The sequence below is a fragment of the Allosalinactinospora lopnorensis genome, assembly GCF_000981225.1.
GTDB classification, from domain to species: Bacteria; Actinomycetota; Actinomycetes; order Streptosporangiales; family Streptosporangiaceae; genus Allosalinactinospora; species Allosalinactinospora lopnorensis.
Genome location: NZ_LAJC01000033.1, coordinates 42,131 through 57,493, shown reverse-complemented (window position 1 = coordinate 57,493; position 15,363 = coordinate 42,131). Strand labels below are relative to the sequence as shown.

At 69.2% G+C, this 15,363-nt stretch carries 14 protein-coding genes, 2 tRNA genes and 2 pseudogenes; 8 read left to right on the top strand and 10 right to left on the bottom strand.

Going from position 1 to position 15,363, the window contains the following annotated elements; genetic code table 11:
- From VS93_RS29765 to VS93_RS13855, 3 genes are all read left to right on the top strand, one after another.
- Nucleotides 1–272: hypothetical protein (locus VS93_RS29765; RefSeq protein ID WP_046470347.1), on the top strand; the 272-nt coding region annotated here is incomplete at its 5' end.
- Between the two features lie 434 nt (nucleotides 273–706).
- Nucleotides 707–1,855, top strand: coding sequence for a helix-turn-helix domain-containing protein (locus VS93_RS13860; protein WP_046470346.1), 1,149 nt, complete (start codon nucleotides 707–709; stop codon nucleotides 1,853–1,855).
- 54 nt (nucleotides 1,856–1,909) lie between these two features.
- Nucleotides 1,910–2,158, top strand: coding sequence for a hypothetical protein (locus VS93_RS13855; RefSeq protein WP_046470345.1), 249 nt, complete (start codon nucleotides 1,910–1,912; stop codon nucleotides 2,156–2,158).
- A 454-nt stretch (nucleotides 2,159–2,612) separates the two neighbouring features.
- On the opposite strand, the gene VS93_RS13850 is transcribed toward VS93_RS13855, so the two are convergent.
- Nucleotides 2,613–3,095 (bottom strand): OsmC family protein, encoded by a 483-nt coding sequence (locus VS93_RS13850; RefSeq protein WP_173434310.1) that lies wholly within the window; start codon nucleotides 3,093–3,095, stop codon nucleotides 2,613–2,615.
- Between the two features lie 129 nt (nucleotides 3,096–3,224).
- On the opposite strand from VS93_RS13850, the gene aroA reads away from it, so the two are divergent.
- Complete coding sequence (aroA, locus tag VS93_RS13845) at nucleotides 3,225–4,499, top strand: 3-phosphoshikimate 1-carboxyvinyltransferase (protein WP_046470344.1); 1,275 nt, start codon at nucleotides 3,225–3,227, stop codon at nucleotides 4,497–4,499.
- Nucleotides 4,496–5,498, top strand: a pseudogene (rsgA, locus tag VS93_RS13840) (ribosome small subunit-dependent GTPase A). The gene aroA and the pseudogene rsgA overlap by 4 nt, the downstream one beginning before the upstream one ends.
- A gap of 71 nt (nucleotides 5,499–5,569) precedes the next feature.
- On the opposite strand, the gene VS93_RS30450 reads toward rsgA, so the two are convergent.
- From VS93_RS30450 to VS93_RS13820, 6 genes are all read right to left on the bottom strand, one after another.
- On the bottom strand, nucleotides 5,570–6,028 hold the full coding sequence (locus tag VS93_RS30450) for a hypothetical protein (protein ID WP_201776642.1): 459 nt from the start codon (nucleotides 6,026–6,028) through the stop codon (nucleotides 5,570–5,572).
- A complete protein-coding gene (locus VS93_RS30445) occupies nucleotides 5,911–6,555 on the bottom strand; it encodes a redoxin domain-containing protein (RefSeq protein WP_052745744.1) in 645 nt (214 codons plus the stop codon). The genes VS93_RS30450 and VS93_RS30445 overlap by 118 nt, the downstream gene beginning before the upstream one ends.
- Before the next feature lie 71 nt (nucleotides 6,556–6,626).
- Nucleotides 6,627–6,974 carry a hypothetical protein gene (locus VS93_RS13830; RefSeq protein ID WP_046470343.1) on the bottom strand — a complete coding sequence of 116 codons (348 nt, stop codon included), beginning with the start codon at nucleotides 6,972–6,974 and terminating at the stop codon, nucleotides 6,627–6,629.
- The gene (locus VS93_RS32525) at nucleotides 6,971–7,105 is read right to left on the bottom strand and encodes a hypothetical protein (protein ID WP_269082855.1); all 135 of its coding nucleotides are present in this window, start codon (nucleotides 7,103–7,105) and stop codon (nucleotides 6,971–6,973) included. The genes VS93_RS13830 and VS93_RS32525 overlap by 4 nt, the downstream gene beginning before the upstream one ends.
- A complete protein-coding gene (locus VS93_RS13825; RefSeq protein ID WP_201776641.1) occupies nucleotides 7,102–7,914 on the bottom strand; it encodes an alpha/beta fold hydrolase in 813 nt (270 codons plus the stop codon). The genes VS93_RS32525 and VS93_RS13825 overlap by 4 nt, the downstream gene beginning before the upstream one ends.
- Nucleotides 7,915–7,981: 67 nt before the next feature.
- Nucleotides 7,982–8,314, bottom strand: a complete 333-nt coding sequence (locus tag VS93_RS13820) for a hypothetical protein (protein WP_156184828.1) — start codon at nucleotides 8,312–8,314, stop codon at nucleotides 7,982–7,984.
- Nucleotides 8,315–8,990: 676 nt separating this feature from the next.
- Between VS93_RS13820 and hisN the strand changes: the two genes are divergently transcribed.
- Nucleotides 8,991–9,797, top strand: a complete 807-nt coding sequence (gene hisN, locus VS93_RS13815; RefSeq protein ID WP_046470341.1) for a histidinol-phosphatase — start codon at nucleotides 8,991–8,993, stop codon at nucleotides 9,795–9,797.
- Between the two features lie 51 nt (nucleotides 9,798–9,848).
- Entirely contained in the window at nucleotides 9,849–10,400 is a 552-nt protein-coding gene (locus VS93_RS13810; RefSeq protein ID WP_052745743.1) for a hypothetical protein, read from the top strand.
- A gap of 330 nt (nucleotides 10,401–10,730) precedes the next feature.
- Here the strand turns inward: VS93_RS13810 and VS93_RS13805 are convergent.
- The 3 genes and pseudogenes from VS93_RS13805 to VS93_RS13795 form a co-directional block, all read right to left on the bottom strand.
- Nucleotides 10,731–10,807 (bottom strand) — tRNA-Met (locus VS93_RS13805).
- Nucleotides 10,808–11,292: 485 nt separating this feature from the next.
- A tRNA-Met gene (locus VS93_RS13800) sits at nucleotides 11,293–11,366 on the bottom strand.
- A 153-nt stretch (nucleotides 11,367–11,519) separates the two neighbouring features.
- Nucleotides 11,520–14,521, bottom strand: a pseudogene (locus VS93_RS13795) (UPF0182 family membrane protein).
- A gap of 282 nt (nucleotides 14,522–14,803) precedes the next feature.
- Between VS93_RS13795 and VS93_RS13790 the strand changes: the two are divergent.
- Nucleotides 14,804–15,340, top strand: a complete 537-nt coding sequence (locus VS93_RS13790) for a PPA1309 family protein (protein WP_236700537.1) — start codon at nucleotides 14,804–14,806, stop codon at nucleotides 15,338–15,340.
- Nucleotides 15,341–15,363 lie beyond the last annotated feature (23 nt).

Here is a 15,363-nt window from a genome sequence, read left to right as displayed (position 1 = left end):
GGTTCCGGGACAGACTGCCCCGGGGGACCGCGCTGCGCCGGCTGGCCCGCACCTACGTGGTGGGGATGGTCCACCCGGCCGACAGCGGGCAGTGCTACCACGCCCGCCAGGTCACCACCCCGTGCCTGAACGCCCCCGAGGAGGTCGCGCGCGACCACGCCGCCCTCATCGCCGCCGCGCTGGTCCAGACCCAGCGCCGAACGAGATGCGGGGCCACCGCCGCCACCGTGCGCATCCACCGGGTGGAGCGCGCCGTGGACTGGCACCCATGAAAAACCCCGCCCGGCCCCCTTCCCCCTCTTCCGGGCCGGGCGGCCCCCAGCGGCCGGGGAGCGACCACTCCCCGGCCCAGGGCCCCGCTGTGCGGACCCGCCAAAGGGGACACGGCAGGTGCTCGCACGCGGGACCCACCGCCTCCGGGGCGCCGTATCCGCCCCGGAGGCACCCCCACCCACCACACCCCGCCGACGTTGAGGATTGGGTTCCTTCCCACGCGCACGAAGGAACCCAATCCTCAAGATCGACCGAGACGGGGGGCGGTGATCTGACCGCTCCCCGCGACCAGACGGCCGTTCCCGCCCCCTTCGGCGACCGGATGGGAAGGCCACCGGTGCGTAACCCCGAGGTCACGGCTGGGACACGGCCCTGACGCGTGAAATGGCCCGGAATATCCTGGGCATGCAGACGCCCGGAAAGGTAGGGCCTTATGCGTACACGTGGCGCCCCTGATGGCACCCCCGCCCACAGGATCGGGCCGGTAATCAAGGACCTGAGAAAATCGTTGGGTTGGTCGCAGAGCCACCTGGCCACCGCCCTCGGCCGCGCAGCCGGCGCTGAGACCGTCACCCGCGAGCACGTCTCACGGTGGGAGTCCGGCCGCGTCTGCCCCTCCGCCCACTGGCTGCGGCACCTGGCCACCGTCCTGCAGGTCCCCCTGGAAACGCTGAACAACATTCGCGTGGACCGCAGAACCTTCCTGACCGACATCGCCGGGGTCGCGATCGCCCCCGCCGTCGCCGCCGACCTCATCGAAGCGGGATTCGCCGCGGCCCTACGTGGTGATGGGCCCTCCCAGGACGACTGGGAGGCCGCGGTGGAGACCTACGGGCGGGACTACATGACCTCCGGCGCCGCGGAGATCCAGAAGCGCTTGGCGGCGGATCTGGTGGTGCTGCAGCAGCAGTTGGACGCCTCGCACTCCTGGTCGATCGCTGCGAAGCTGGCGACGCTGTACGCCAAGACGTTCCCGGGCAGCGACGGGGCGAAAGCCGTCACCTGGTACCGGCACGCCGCGGCCTTCGCCGACCGGGCCAACGACGAGACCGCGCGAGTATGGGTCAGGGGACGGGCCGCCATCGCGCTGGGCTACGAGGGCGCGGCGCTCGGGGTCGCCGACACGCTGGCCTCCCAGGCGCTCCAACTCGACGACCGGCCGTCACTGGGGCGGGTGAACGCGATCATGGGCAAGGCCCACGTAGCGGCGCTGCGCGGCGACCGCGCGACCGCGCTCGCCCTGGTGGACGAGGGGCGGCGGGTGTTCGACCACGCTGGATCCGACGACGCCGAGACCGACTACGCGGTGCCGTGGTGGCGGTTCAACGTGTTCATCTCCCTCCTGGGCGCCCGGTTGGGCGAGGAGCGCCTGGCGATGAACGCCCAAGAGGAGGCCGGGCGCAGCCTGCCGCCGTCCCTGCCCAGGTTCAAGACGCACCTGGAGATGCACCGCGGGCTCATGCTCGCCCGGGTCGGCTCCCCCTACGGTGTCGGCCACGCCCAGGACGCCCTCAACGCGCTGCCCCCGGAGAAGCACAGTCTGACGTTGCGGATGCTGATGGAGGAGATCCGCGCCGCCTAGTTGATACCCCCGCTGATACTCCCCACCGGTGGGCAAACGGTTCATGGTGTGACCATGAACACCACGGATGGTGAAGCCGCCACCCTGGCGCGATTGAACCTCGACTATCCCGGCTGGCACTGCTGGCGCACCCACGAGCGCGGCCGGCTCAGAGCCTGGTGCGCCTCCAACAAGGACCCGGGCAGCGACCGGGCGCCGACTCTGCACGGCGACACCGCCGACCAGCTCGAAGCGCAGCTCAAGGATCCGCCGCGCAAGAGAGGCCGCACCATCGCTGAGCTGATCGGACTCGAGGCCGGCTGAGAACGGTCTGAACGGCTCAGCGGCGCTTCCCCGTCGATCGCGAGGTGGAACCCCCGTCCCCCGGATCGCCCCAGCCACGTTCCGCGCTGCCCGAAAGCGCCCCCTCCTTCCCCCGCGGCCGGGCAGCAGCGGAACAGGACGCCCTGACCCCGCGTCCGCCCCCGAAAACAGGCACCGGGAGACGGCCCCCGCCCCGCGGCCGTACGACCCACCTGGAGCGCTCCTCCAGGTGAGGGCCGATCGGCCCGCGCCCCCACGGCTGCGGGACCTACCTGGATATGGTCCTTGCGACCGAGGGCCGATCGGCCCGCCCCGCATCCGTGGGTCGTATACGGGACCAAGCGGATCCAGTCGGGCCCTCATCCGCAGAAAGCGGAATCGGCAAGAGCAGCGCCCCATGCGGAGCAGCCGGGACCAGAAGTGGCGCCGGCCCGGTCGGGGGCGCCCGCGGGAATCAGCCCTGGCCGGCGACTCTGGTGACGGGTTCGTGGTGGACCGGGAAGTCCACCGAGCGGACGATGAAGCACTTCTCGTTGGCCTTCTTGTGCAGGGCCTCCGCGGCGTCGACCATGACCGCCTCAGCGACGGTGACGACGGGGTGCAGGGTGACCTCCACGAACTCGCCCGAGGCGTCGGCGTGCGTCACCATGGTTCCGGTGGCCCTGTCCTCGTAGCCCACCACGTTGACCTTCGCTGAGACGGCCAGCGCCAGGTAGGACAGCATGTGGCATTCGCTGAGCGCGGCCACCAGGAAATACTCCGGGTTCCAGCGGGCGGGGTCACCGCGGAACGCGGAGTCAGCGGAGCCCAGCAGTGCCGGCTTGCCGTCCGCCTCGATGTCGTGGGCGCGTTCGAACCCCCGGTAGCTCAGCGTGCCCGTGCCGGTGTCGCCGGTCCAGCGTGTGCGGATCTCGTAGTGGTGCGACTTGTCCGCCATGGTGGCTCTCCCGGTGTCCGGTTCCGCTCCGCTGAACGGTTTCGACGGTGTGTTCGATTCCCCAGCCTCCCGCACGCGGCCGAGCACCGTAAAGGCGGGATCCGAGGCCAGGCCGGATAGCCTTTGGGTATGCCCGATTCCGCACAGCACTGGTCCGCTCCGACAGTCCGGTGGCCCGTGGACGCCACGGTGAGCCTGCCCGGTTCCAAGTCCATGACCAACCGCGCGCTGATCCTGGCCGCGCTGTCGGAGACACCGGCCATTGTGCGGCGCCCGCTGCGTAGCCGCGACACCGGTCTCATGGCGGGCGCGTTGCGTTCCCTCGGCATCGATGTGGCCGAACGCGGGTGGGACTGGGCCGTCACCCCGGCGGCACCGGTAGGCCCGGCGGCGCTGGATGTGGGCAACGCGGGCACTGTGATGCGGTTCGTCCCGCCGCTGGCCGCACTGGCCGGCGGCACCGTGCGCTTCGACGGCGACCCGCGGGTCCGGGAGCGGCCCATCGGCACCCTCGTGGACGCGCTGCGCACGTTGGGCGCCGATATCGACGACGGCGGACGCGGCGCGCTGCCCCTCACCATCCACGGCACCGGCTCCCTGCGCGGGGGCCCGGTGACCCTGGACGCCTCCGGGTCGTCCCAGTTCGTCTCCGCGCTGCTGCTCAACGGCGCACGCTTCGAGGAAGGGGTGCGCATCCGGCACAGCGGTCCCCCGGTCCCCTCGCAGCCGCATCTGGACATGACCGTGGAGATGCTGCGCGGCGCCGGGGTGCAGGTCGATGTCTCCGTGCCGGATGTGTGGCAGGTGTCTCCGGGACCGGTCAAGACCACCGAACTCGCTGTGGAGCCCGACCTGTCCAACGCCGCCCCGTTCTTGGCGGCGGCGCTGGTCACGGGGGGCCGGGTCACCATTCGCGACTGGCCGGAGGCCACGACCCAGCCCGGCGATGCGCTGCGCGACCTGTTCGCCCGGATGGGGGGCGAGGTCTCCACCGACTCGGAGGGCCTTACGCTGCGCGGCTCCGGCGAGATCCACGGGATCACCGCCGACCTGCGCGAGGTCGGCGAACTGACACCGACGATCGCCGCTGTGGCCGCCCTGGCGGACACGCCGTCGCGCCTCACCGGCATCGCCCACCTGCGGCGGCACGAGACCGACCGCATCTCCGCGCTGGTCCGCGAGATCACCCGCCTGGGCGGCGACGCCGAGGAGCTCCCCGACGGCCTGGTGATTCGCCCCCGCCGGCTGCAGGGCGGTGTGTTCCACAGCTACGAGGACCACCGCATGGCGACCTCCGGCGCCGTCATCGGACTCGCGGTGCCCGGCGTGGAGGTGGAGAACATCGCCACCACGGGCAAGACCCTCCCCGATTTCCCCGCCCTGTGGGCCGAGGTCACGGCATGAAGGGCGGGCGGCGCTACCTGGACGAGGACGACGTCCGAGTCCGGGCGCGCGGCGGGTCGCGGCCGCGCACCCGCAAGCGCCCCAAGCACGAGGACGCCAGGCCGGGGTTCGTGACAGCGGTGGACCGCGGACGCTATACCTGCCTGATCGAGGACCGGACGGTCATCGCGATGAAAGCGCGCGAGCTCGGGCGGGGCAGCATCGTCGTCGGGGACCGGGTGCACATCGTCGGCGATCTCTCGGGGCGCCCCGACTCCCTCGCCCGGATCGTTCGCGTGGAGGAGCGCGGATCGGTGCTCCGCCGCACCGCCGACGACACTGACCCCGTGGAGCGGGTCATCGTCGCCAATGCCGAACAGTTGGTGATCGTCTGCTCCCTGGCGGATCCGGCCCCCCAGCCGCGCTTCATCGACCGCTGCCTGGTCGCCGCCTACGACGCCGGTCTGCGGCCGCTGCTCTGCCTGACGAAGGCCGACCTCGCCTCTCCCGACGACCTGCTGGAGACCTACGCCGCCCTCGACCTGCCGTACGTGGTGACCAGCAAGGGCAGCGATCCCGAAGCTGAGGGAACGGCTGCTGGACCGCGCCAGCGTACTCGTGGGCTCCTCGGGTGTCGGGAAGTCCACGCTCGTCAACCTCCTCGTTCCCGACGCCGAGCGCGCCGTGGGCGACGTCAACCCGGTGACCGGGCGCGGGCGGCACACCTCCGCCTCCGCGGTCGCGCTGGCCCTGCCGGAGGGCGGATGGATCATCGACACCCCCGGCGTGCGCAGCTTCGGCCTGGCCCACATCAACCCGGACGAGGTCGTCGCCGGATTCCCCGACCTGGACGAAGCCGTCGCCGAGTGCCCGCCGGGCTGTACCCACGCCGCGGACGCGCCCGGGTGCGCCTTGGATATCTGGGTCGCCGAGGGCCGCCTCGACCCCACGCGGGTGGCCTCACTGCGGCGGCTGCTCACCAGCCGCGAAGGCGGTGACGAGAGCGGCGGCGGGCGCTAGCGCGGCTTGCCGGCGCCCGCGAGACGGAGCCCGGACCCGGACCTTCCGGGGCGGGCGGCTCCCGGTCGGATCTAGCCGAAGGTGAACACATACGCTTCGACTCCGGGGGCGAGGAACGTGATCTCGAAGGTGCGCTCGTCGACCGCTCCGGGCCGGCGGACGAGCTGGTAGAGGCGTCGGTCCACAACCGTCCCCTCGCCGCGGTCGTCGACGTCGAGCCCACGCGCGGCTCCCGGCGGATCTCCGTCGATCCGAACGCGAAACCGAACGGTCTCGCCTCGTTCTGCCGGCCCCATCACGAGGTGGACGTCGCGTGCGCGAAGGCGGTGGGTGAGGCGCCCGCCGGCCTCGTTCGATCGGGCGGCCTTCCTGCCGATCGTCCAGTCGCCGGAGAGCGCCCACTGGTTGAGCCTCAACCGGGACGGCGTGCTGTAGGTCTGACTCTGCCGCCATGCCGCGCCACCCGGGGAGGCGAAGCGCTCGGCACGTTCGTAGCAAGGTAGGTCTCGGGGGATCCCAGAGCGGCCCAATCGGCCGGAGCTTCGACTCCGTCTCCCTCGGCGTCGACGAAGTCCTGTGCGAGACGACCGGGTACGTCCAGCAACCGCCGGATGACCCACTCCGACTCCTCGTAGCGCCCTTCGCCGAAGTGGTGGAAGCGAATCGCGCCTTTGGCATCGGCGACGTACAGAGCGGGCCAGTATCTGTTCCCGAAGGCGCTCCAGATCGCGTAGTCGCTGTCGACGGCGACGGGATACGAGAGCCGCCTCTCCTCAATGGCCGCACGGATGCTGCCGACGTCTGTCTCGAATGGAAACTCAGGTGTGTGGACACCGATCACGGTGAGGCCGTGCTCGCGGTACTTCTCGTCCCACGCGCGGAGGTAGGGAGCGGTGCGGATCCAGTTGATGCAGGTGAACGTCCAGAAATCAATCAGGACGATGTGTCCGCGCAGGTCCGCAGGGGTGAGCGGGGCCGTGTTGAGCCACTCGGTCGCGCCGGCGAAGGACGGCATGGTGCCCTCGTAGGAGAAGCGGACGTTTTCGTGCGTGGTCATGGGAGTCGTCTCCCTGTTCGCGATTGGTGACCGGGGCGGCGCACTCGCCGCCCCGGTCGGCGGCGACTCGACTACCGCAGTGGCCTGAATGCGGCCCGCACCTCGTCGACGAAGAGTTCCGGCCGCTCCCAGGCGGCGAAGTGACCGCCTTTGTCGACCTCGTTGAAGTAGATCAGGTTGTCGTAGGCATTCTCGGCCCAGCTCCGCGGGGCTTGGTAGAGCTCTCTTGGAAAGACGCTCACGGCAGCCGGGATGGAAACGTTCTTGACGTCGAAGAAGCCGAACCTGTTCTCCCAATAGAGACGAGCCGAAGAAATCCCGGTGTTCGTCAACCAGGTGAGCGTGATGTTGTCGATGACCCCGTCTCGTGTATGGAAGTCCCGACTTGGGTCATCGGGGTCTCCTTTCCGTGGACTCACCCTCCGCGTTGCGGTACGGGGGCTAGGAACGCGGTCAGCGCCGCCAGCATCTCGTCGGGAGCGTTCTCGGCGACCCAGTGGCCGGTGCCGGGGATGACCAGGCTCTGCACGTCGTCCGCGAGGAGCTTCATCGCCTCCCCGACGTGTTCGCCGTAGCTCGCCTCTCCGCCGATCGCCAGGACGGGCATCGTGAGCGGCCGGTTCTTGCGCTGCTCGTTCTGTGCCATGGTCGTATCGAGCGCCCGGTACCACCCGAAGCTGCCGCGCAGGGCGTCGGGGTCGGAGAACATGCGGACGTAGTAGTTGACCACGTCGTCGGGAAGCTTCCGCCCTGGATGGCGAACTCGTAGCCGAAGAAGACGTCCTCCCGTCCCTGGACGAGTTGTTCGTTCACCTTCTCGACCCGGTTGAAGGGGATGTGCCAGAGCCGTTCGTTGAGCGGCGCGGGGACGAACAGGGACGGTGCGGGAGCCGCCCCCGGGGGGCCGGGGATCTCGGCGAGGGCCACGCGGTCGACCCGGTCCGGGTGATCCGCGGCCAGCGCATAGCCGATCGCGAATCCGGTGTCGTGGCCGACCACGGCGAACCGCTGGTGGCCGAGTGCGTCCATCAGCGCGACCAGGTCATTGGCGAGGGCACCGGTGTCGTACCCGCCCTCGGGTTTGTCGGACAGCCCGATACCGCGCTGGTCGACCGCGATGACCTCGAAGTCCCGGGCCAGCGCCGGCATGAGCAGGCGCCAGGCGTACCAGGTCTCGGGCCAGCCGTGCACCAGCAGCAGCGGCGGGCCCTCGCCTCCGATGACCGCGTGCAGGCGCAGCTCACCGGTGTCGATGTACCGGCTCGTGAACGTGTCGGTGAATCCCGCGGGGAGGTTCGGCGCGCCGGAGACGGAGCCGATGCCTTCCGGGGCGGGCAGGCGGGTGGAAAATGAGCTCATGAGGATCCCCTCTCAAGACCCGACGGGCTTTGGTCGACGTGGGACGGAAAGGACGGACTGCCTCGGCTCAGTCCTTCCGGTACCGAGGAGCCCGCTCATGCGCCGCTGAACGGCCTTGCGTCACCTGCTCCGAGGAGATGTCACTGACAGCCGCCAGGTGCCGACGGGCTGAGGCCTCATCGGCGGGGGCAACCAGCACCCGAACACCCTGCGTCTGCAGCGCCGGATATTGTTCTCCGGCGTCGTCCGCCGACACGGTCGCTCTCAAGTCGTAACCGCGCAACATGCCGACGATCAGTTCCGCCTCTGTGCGACTTGTAACGACCGCCACGGACACGGCCGCGGCCTCGCTGACAGGCTTCTCCCCGGGGTCGTTCGAGCGCCCGCGTTTCATATCCACGGTCTCAACCTTCTGCTCCGTGGGTCGGTGCCGGTCATCACGGTCGCCCTTCGGGCGGCCCGCCGCGCCAATGGGAAGCCCCGGCCTGCTCGCCCTTGTCTGCGCCAAGTGTTGATGTGCCTGGTACTGAAGGCGAGGATCGAGCACATGGCCGCAAGCCTGACCGAGGGACAACGTGGCCCTCCACCGAGCGAGCCGAAGCTATCGAGTGAACACTGCCTTTCTCCCTGTCAGGACACACCCGCTGTAGCTCGGGAACCAGGGGACTAAGGTCCCGGCAGCCCGAGTCAGGCGACCTGAGACCGGAAGGCTGCTGTGGATCGTGGTTCGCGGCCCCGAGCCGGCGCGCTTGGGGGCGCGATCTCGTGCGTGCAAGGAGGGTGGGACGCTGTGACTGTGGGGCCGGATGTGCGGCGGACCCGCCGGGAGATGATCCCGCCCGATGGCGTGCACGCCTTTCCCGTCCGCCATCGCGGGGAGTTGTCCGCGTCCGAGGAGGCCCGCCTCTCCTGTCCCCGTCCCCGGCCCCGGGAACCCGGGCTCCCGCCCCCGCGCCGGGGTGCTTACGCTGGGACGAAGCTCAAGATGCATACTGGCGACCAAAACCGTTAACACTCTGGTCACGCAGGGGCGCCGGTCTCCGGCATCGGCCTCCGGAAGGGTAGCGTTGCGCGCTATGGCGTCCTTCGACGATGATCTCCGTCTCGCTCACGTCCTCGCCGATGCGGCGGACGACATCTCTCTCAAGCACTTCCGGTCCCTCGACCTGAAGGTCGACACCAAACCGGACCTCACTCCCGTCACCGATGCCGACCGGGCCGTGGAGGAGACCCTGCGGGGCGTACTCACCCGGGCACGCCCCCGCGATGCCGTGATCGGCGAGGAGTACGGCCAGACCGGCAGGAGCCACCGTGTATGGATGCTCGATCCGATCGACGGCACCAAGAACTACGTCCGCGGGGTGCCTGTATGGGCCACCCTGATCGCCCTCCTGGAAGGGGCCCAACCCGTTGTGGGGGTGATCTCCGCGCCGGCGCTGACCCGCCGGTGGTGGGCGTCGCAGGGCGGCGGCACCTGGACCGGGCGCAGCCTGACCAAGGCCACGAGGTGCACGGTCTCGGAGGTGTCGGATCTCTCGGACGCCTCGTTGTCCTTCTCCGACCTGGCCGAATGGGAGCAGCAGCAGCGGCTGGACTCCTTTCTCGGCCTGACGCGGTCGGTGTGGCGCACCCGCGCCTACGGCGATTTCTGGTCGCACGTGATGGTCGCCGAGGGGGCGGTGGACATCGCAGCCGAACCGGAGCTGTCCATCTGGGACGCCGCCCCGATCCCCGTCCTCCTAGGAGAGGCCGGCGGGCGGGCGACCGACCTGCGCGGGCAGCGGTTCACCGACGGCGGCGCCCTCGTGTGCACCAACGGCCTGCTGCACGATCAGGTGCTCACCTGGCTCAACGGCGGGCCGACACCGCTCCGGGCGACCTGAGGTCTCTCAGGAGTCGCGCGAAACGGCATCGGCCGTAGTAGGGTTCCGCTCGTGTTCGACACCTGCACTTCGGCGCGTCCTGCCCGCCTTGTCCTGCTGCCCGCCGCTATGGCCGGTGTACTGGCGCTCTCGGGGTGCGGAGGCGAGTCCGGGCCCTCGCGTGAGGAGCTGGAGACGATGATCGCGCCCGACGACACCTCCGGCGAGGCCGCGCACGATCCCGAGATCTCCGAGCTGCAGTTCGACCCGGAGACGCTCATCTGCGAACCGCACGCGAACAGCAGCGTCGGCGGCGAGTGGGAGACCTCGGCGCCGCGCGAGAAGGTCTCGCCCGCCTCGAAGACGGAAATCGGTCTGCGGGACACCGAGGCGGCCGCTGAGGTCGATGTCATCGCCCGGATCACGACCCCGAGCGAGAACCTGTTCGAGGCCGAGGCCTCGATCAGCGGCGACGAGTGGTCGAACCTCGTCTTCCCCGATGATTTTCCGGGAACCCCGGAGAGCGTCACCACCGAGGGGGTCTACACCGTCGTCTGGTCCGCCGGCGAAGAGGGGGAGAGCGAGGGATCGTTCATCTCCTGCGACGGTTTCCGCATCGGTTAGAGACCGTTGGATAGCCGATCGGCTCCGTAGCGTCTCGTGAAGTCCGACGTGGTCGACCGTGCCGGCGCCCAGCGCTTTGGTGGTCAAGGGGAATGGCGCGTTGGGAGACGGTGTGGGCATGGCCCTGCGCCCGGAACCGCTTCCCCCATCCGTCGCCCCGCAGCGCCTTGCGGAATAAGTCGTGAGATCCAGAGGATCTCGCATCTGACCGACCGGGAGGAAACGGGCGGCCGGCCGCTCCAGAATGGCCCGTCCGCCGGAAGGAGTCAGGCGGTTCGGCCATCCGCAGACGCAAAAAGGTCCGGACTGCGGAAGTCCGGACCTTTTCCTTGGTAGCGGGGACAGGATTTGAACCTGCGACCTCTGGGTTATGAGCCCAGCGAGCTACCGAACTGCTCCACCCCGCGTCGATGTATGCACTCTAGCGCACCTGGGATACAGGGCAAAATCGTTTCCCTCCCCGCCCTCCTTCGGGGAGCGCGCTCGCCGCCCGCCTCGCCCTCGTACTAAGGGGATCTCATGACGAGCATGGACGCGTATTCCCCGGCGGAAGTCGCCAAGCGGGTAGCGGAGTTCGGAATCACCGAGGCCGGCCCACCGTGGCCGCAGTCCGTCATGCTGGGGATACTCACCGGTGATTTCATCGGTTACCGACAAAGTCGTCGGAACGATTCTTCCGCTCTTCCGCCCCTGGGGCTACCAGAGTGGAACATGTCGCGGCGAGCCTCTGCTTCATCCCGGGGCTTTCCGGTGGGGCGGTTTTTCCCGAATTGGCCTCCGGCCTGCCGCCGATCTCCGTCGCGGGCGGTGAGGCCGACTTACCCCCGGAAAACACGCGAAGGGCCCGCTCCGGGAGGAAGCTCTGCTTCCGACCAGACGGGCCCTCAGCTCGTAGCGGGGACAGGATTTGAACCTGCGACCTCTGGGTTATGAGCCCAGCGAGCTACCGAACTGCTCCACCCCGCGTCGATGTGTGCACAACACTAGAGGTCACCTGACCATTGCGCAAATCGAGGCCGGCGGCACCGGCTCTCCTCGCCCCGCGGCGGGTGGCGCCCCCGGACAGACGCCGGGGGCGGGAGGTGCGCCACCTCCCGCCCCCGGGCCGCTACCGGTCTGCTAGTTGGCGTTCTCCGCGCGCTCCAGTGCTTCCTGGAGCCGCTGGTTGGCCTCGTCGTAGGCGGTGAAGTCGCCCTCCTGCAGGGCTTCCTGACCCTCCTCGTAGGCCTCGGCGGCGTCGCTCAGAGCCGAGGAGAGCTCGTTGTCGGTGTCAGAGCCGTCCTCCGCGGCTTCCTCCTCCGACGGGGCCTCCTCATCCTCGCCCTCGTCCAGCGGCGCTTCCTCGCCGTCGAACAGGTTGTTCAGGGCCTCCTGGAGGTTGCCGCCGATGGCGACCTCGTCGCCGAAACCGACCATCACCTGCTGCAGTAGCGGGAAGGAGCTTCGCCGCCGCCGCCCGCCTGCACGAAGAGCGGCTCGACGTAGAGCAGCCCCCCGGCGAACGGCAGTGTCAGCAGGTTGCCGTTGGTCACCTCGGCTTCGCTCTGCTCCAGCGGCAGCAGCACTTCACGCATGTCCGCGTCGGAGTCGAACGCGTTCTGGACCTGACCGGGACCGAGGATCACGGTGCTGCGCGGCAGCTCCAGCAGCCGCAGCTTGCCGTACTCATCGGAGTCGGGATCGCTGTCGACCGCCATGAACGCGGCCAGGTTCTCACGCCCCCGGGGCACGAACGTCGACGTCAGCGAGAAGCTCGCCGCATCGTCACCGGGGTAGTGCAGCGTCTGCCGGTAGGGCGGCTCCGGGGTTTCGCCGTCCTGCGTGGGGTCGGCCGGGACGTCCCAGAAGTCCTGCCCGCCGTAGAAGGCGTCGGCATCGGTGATGTGGTAGCGCTTCATGATCTCCCGCTGCACCTTGTAGATGTCATCGGGGTAGCGCAGGTGCTGCTGCAGCTCTTCGCTGATCTCGTCCCGCTCGGTGACGATGCCGGGGAACGCCGCGGCCCAGGTCTGCAGGACCGGGTCGTCCTCCTCCCAGCCGTACAGCTTCACCGTGCCGTCGTAGGCGTCGACGGTGGCCTTGACCGAGTTGCGGATGTAGTTGATCTGGTTGCCGGGCAGAGCCTGCACCGTCTCGGTGCCTTCGGTGAACGTGTCCTCCGTGGCGGCGTTCAGGTCGATCTGCGTCGCGTACGGGTAGCCGTTGGACGTGGTGTAGGCGTCGACCACCCACTGCACGCGGCCGTCGACCACGGCCGGGTACGGCTTGCCGTCGGTCGTGAGGAACGGGGCGACCTTCTCGACACGGTCAGCGGGGTCGCGCTCGTAGAGGATCTGCGACTCGCTGGTGATCGCGTTGTTCAGCAGGATGTCCGGCTCCTGGTACTTCATCGCGTACAGGATCCGGTCGAAGAAGTTACTGAGGAGGACGCCGCCTTCGCCGTCGTAGTGGTTGGTGGCCTGGCTATCGTCGCCTTGGCCGCCCTGGCCTCCGCTCTCCTCGTCAGCCTGCTCGCCCTCGCCGCCTTGGCCCTCCTCTGCGCCGTCGGCACGCTGCGTGGCGGCCTCGCTGTCGGCGGGCGGCTGCGCGTTGTCTGGCTCAGGCCCGCCCTGCTCCGGATCGGCGTCCTCGGTGGTGGGAACGTCCTCGGTCCCGGCGTCGAGCGGGTAGTCGTACTCGGGCTCGGCGTTGACGATGACGTATTCGGCGCCTTCGCGGCCGAAGTAGATGCGCGGCTCGTACTCGCCGACGACATCGGAGAGCTCACCCGTGGGCGGGATGTTGTACTCGGTGAAGGCCGGGCGCCCTTCGTTGTCGACCTGGTTGCCCGCGGCGGCGACGACGCCGAAGCCGTGGGTGTAGACGAGGTGCCGGGTCAGCCAGTTGTCCTGGCCCTCGGGCGGACCGTCCAGCTCGCGGGCGGCGATGATGGTGTCCACCAGTTGGCCCTCGTCGTCCTGGTACCGGTCGACCTCCAGGACCTCGGGGAACTGGTAGAAGCCGCGGACCTGCTGCATCTGCTGGAAGGTCTGCGAGACGACAGAGGGGTCGACGAGGCGGACGCTCGGGATCGTCTCGGCCTCCTCCGCCAGCTCCTGCGCGTTCAGCTCGGTCTGGGCGTCGTAGGTTTCGACCTCGGCGTCGGAGATGCCGTAGGCGTCCCGCGTGGCCTGGATGTTGCGCTCGATGTAGGGGTTTTCCAGCCGCTGCTCGTTCGGGCTCACCGTGAACTGCTGGACGATCGCCGGGTAGACGCCCCCGACCAGTACCGCCGAGAGCACGAGCAGGCCGAGGCTGACCGTCGGCACCATCGCGTTCTTGAAGTAGATGTTCGCGAAGAACAGTGCGGCGCAGATGATCGCGATGATGAACAGGATCATCTTCGCGTACAGCACTGCTGTGACGTCGGTGTAGGACGCGCCGAAGGCGTAGCCGCGGTCGGAGAAGACGAGACCGTAGCGGTCGAGCCAGTACGCCGCCGCCTTCAGCAGGACGAACGCGCCGAGCAGTACCGACAGGTGAACCCGGGCCGCGGGGGTGGCGCGCTGGCCCTGCGTCTGCAGCCGGACACCGCCGTAGAGGTAGTGCACGATCACCGCGGCGATGAACGCGAGAACCACCGCCGCGAACAGGTAACCGAGGATCACCCGCAGGAAGGGGTAGACGAACGCGAAGAAGGAGATGTCTATGCCGAACTGCGGATCGGTCTCGCCGAACGGCGCGGAGTTGGAGAACTGCAGGTAGGAGCCCCATTCACCGCTCGCCGACGCGCCGGCGAGCAGCGCGAGCCCACCGGTGACCAGCCAGAAGAACAGTTTGCGGTGCGGGTCGATCGACATCCGGTATCGGTCGAGCCCCTGCTGTTCCAGGCTCATGGGCCGGGAGAGCGGGCGCGTACGGTACGCGAAGTAGATGCTGACTCCGACGATGAGCGCCATCACCAGGGCTCCGGCCGCGAACAGCATGGCCCGCGTCCGCAACTCTGTCAGGAAGACCGAGGTGTAGCCGACGGAGTCGAACCACTTGTAATCGGTCCAGAAGTTCGCGGCGATCATCAGTCCCGCGATGATGACGACCACGCCTGCCGCGACAGGCGCGAGCAGCCGGGATCGACGAGGCATACGCGCAGTCGGTGCGCCGGGCGATCGGAAGCTCACGCCTCCCCCTCGTTACGGTTATCACTGATCGGGCAGGACATCTTCGTCCCTCGTTGCGGTGCGTTCTTCTTATCGGCAACTTACGGGGGGCGCTCCAGGTTCCCGAACCATGCGTCGCGCCGATGACAACATGACATCGCCCCGGACTCGGCCCCGCATCGAGCCGCTGATGTCCTGACAGCGTACTTTCCGACCCTACTTCGCGGTGTGTGAGTGTCCGCTCCGGTCATCGGCCACCATGGAGGGGTGTCTTTCAACATTCGTGAAGCCGTGATGGACCTGGAGCGCCACGCAGCGGAGCAGGGCTGGGACCAGCCGATCCGCGTCTACGCCCTGGTACCGACCACTGACCTGGTGGAGCGCGAGCCCGCGCTCGCCGAGATGCTGGGGCTGGGCGAGGATGTCGCCGCCGAGGACCTCACCCCGATCGAGCAGGAACCGCTCCCCTCCGGGATGGCCGTGGAGGAGGCACTGGGGCGGATGGCCTGGCCCGAGGCGGTGACCGGCTGCGCGCTGGTCATGGAGCGCCTGGTGGTCCAGGGGTCGGACGAGACCCTGGCCCCGCCGGAAGGGTCCGATTCCGGGAAGTGGGCCCAGGAGCAGCCCGGCACCCAGGAAGTGCGGATGATCGCGGGCGTGCTGCGCGACGGCGGGCGACACTCGGCCCTGCGGATGCGCCAGTACGACAGCGAAGACCAGGTGCTCAACGGGGAGGACCTGGTGCCGGCGCTCACCTCCGCGCTGGCCCTCACCCTGGAGGACGACGAGGCGGAGAACGGTTAGCGCACCGCGGACCGCCCAATGGA

Bases quoted from the DNA above. Each gene is read 5' to 3' on its own strand.
- VS93_RS13860 (WP_046470346.1), top strand. From the start codon at position 707: ATGCGTACACGTGGCGCCCCTGATGGCACCCCCGCCCACAGGATCGGG.
- VS93_RS13855 (WP_046470345.1), top strand. From the start codon at position 1,910: ATGAACACCACGGATGGTGAAGCCGCCACCCTGGCGCGATTGAACCTC.
- VS93_RS13850 (WP_173434310.1), bottom strand. From the start codon at position 3,095: ATGGCGGACAAGTCGCACCACTACGAGATCCGCACACGCTGGACCGGC.
- aroA (WP_046470344.1), top strand. From the start codon at position 3,225: ATGCCCGATTCCGCACAGCACTGGTCCGCTCCGACAGTCCGGTGGCCC.
- VS93_RS30445 (WP_052745744.1), bottom strand. From the start codon at position 6,555: ATGACCACGCACGAAAACGTCCGCTTCTCCTACGAGGGCACCATGCCG.
- VS93_RS32525 (WP_269082855.1), bottom strand. From the start codon at position 7,105: ATGAAGCTCCTCGCGGACGACGTGCAGAGCCTGGTCATCCCCGGCACC.
- VS93_RS13825 (WP_201776641.1), bottom strand. From the start codon at position 7,914: ATGAGCTCATTTTCCACCCGCCTGCCCGCCCCGGAAGGCATCGGCTCC.
- hisN (WP_046470341.1), top strand. From the start codon at position 8,991: ATGGCGTCCTTCGACGATGATCTCCGTCTCGCTCACGTCCTCGCCGAT.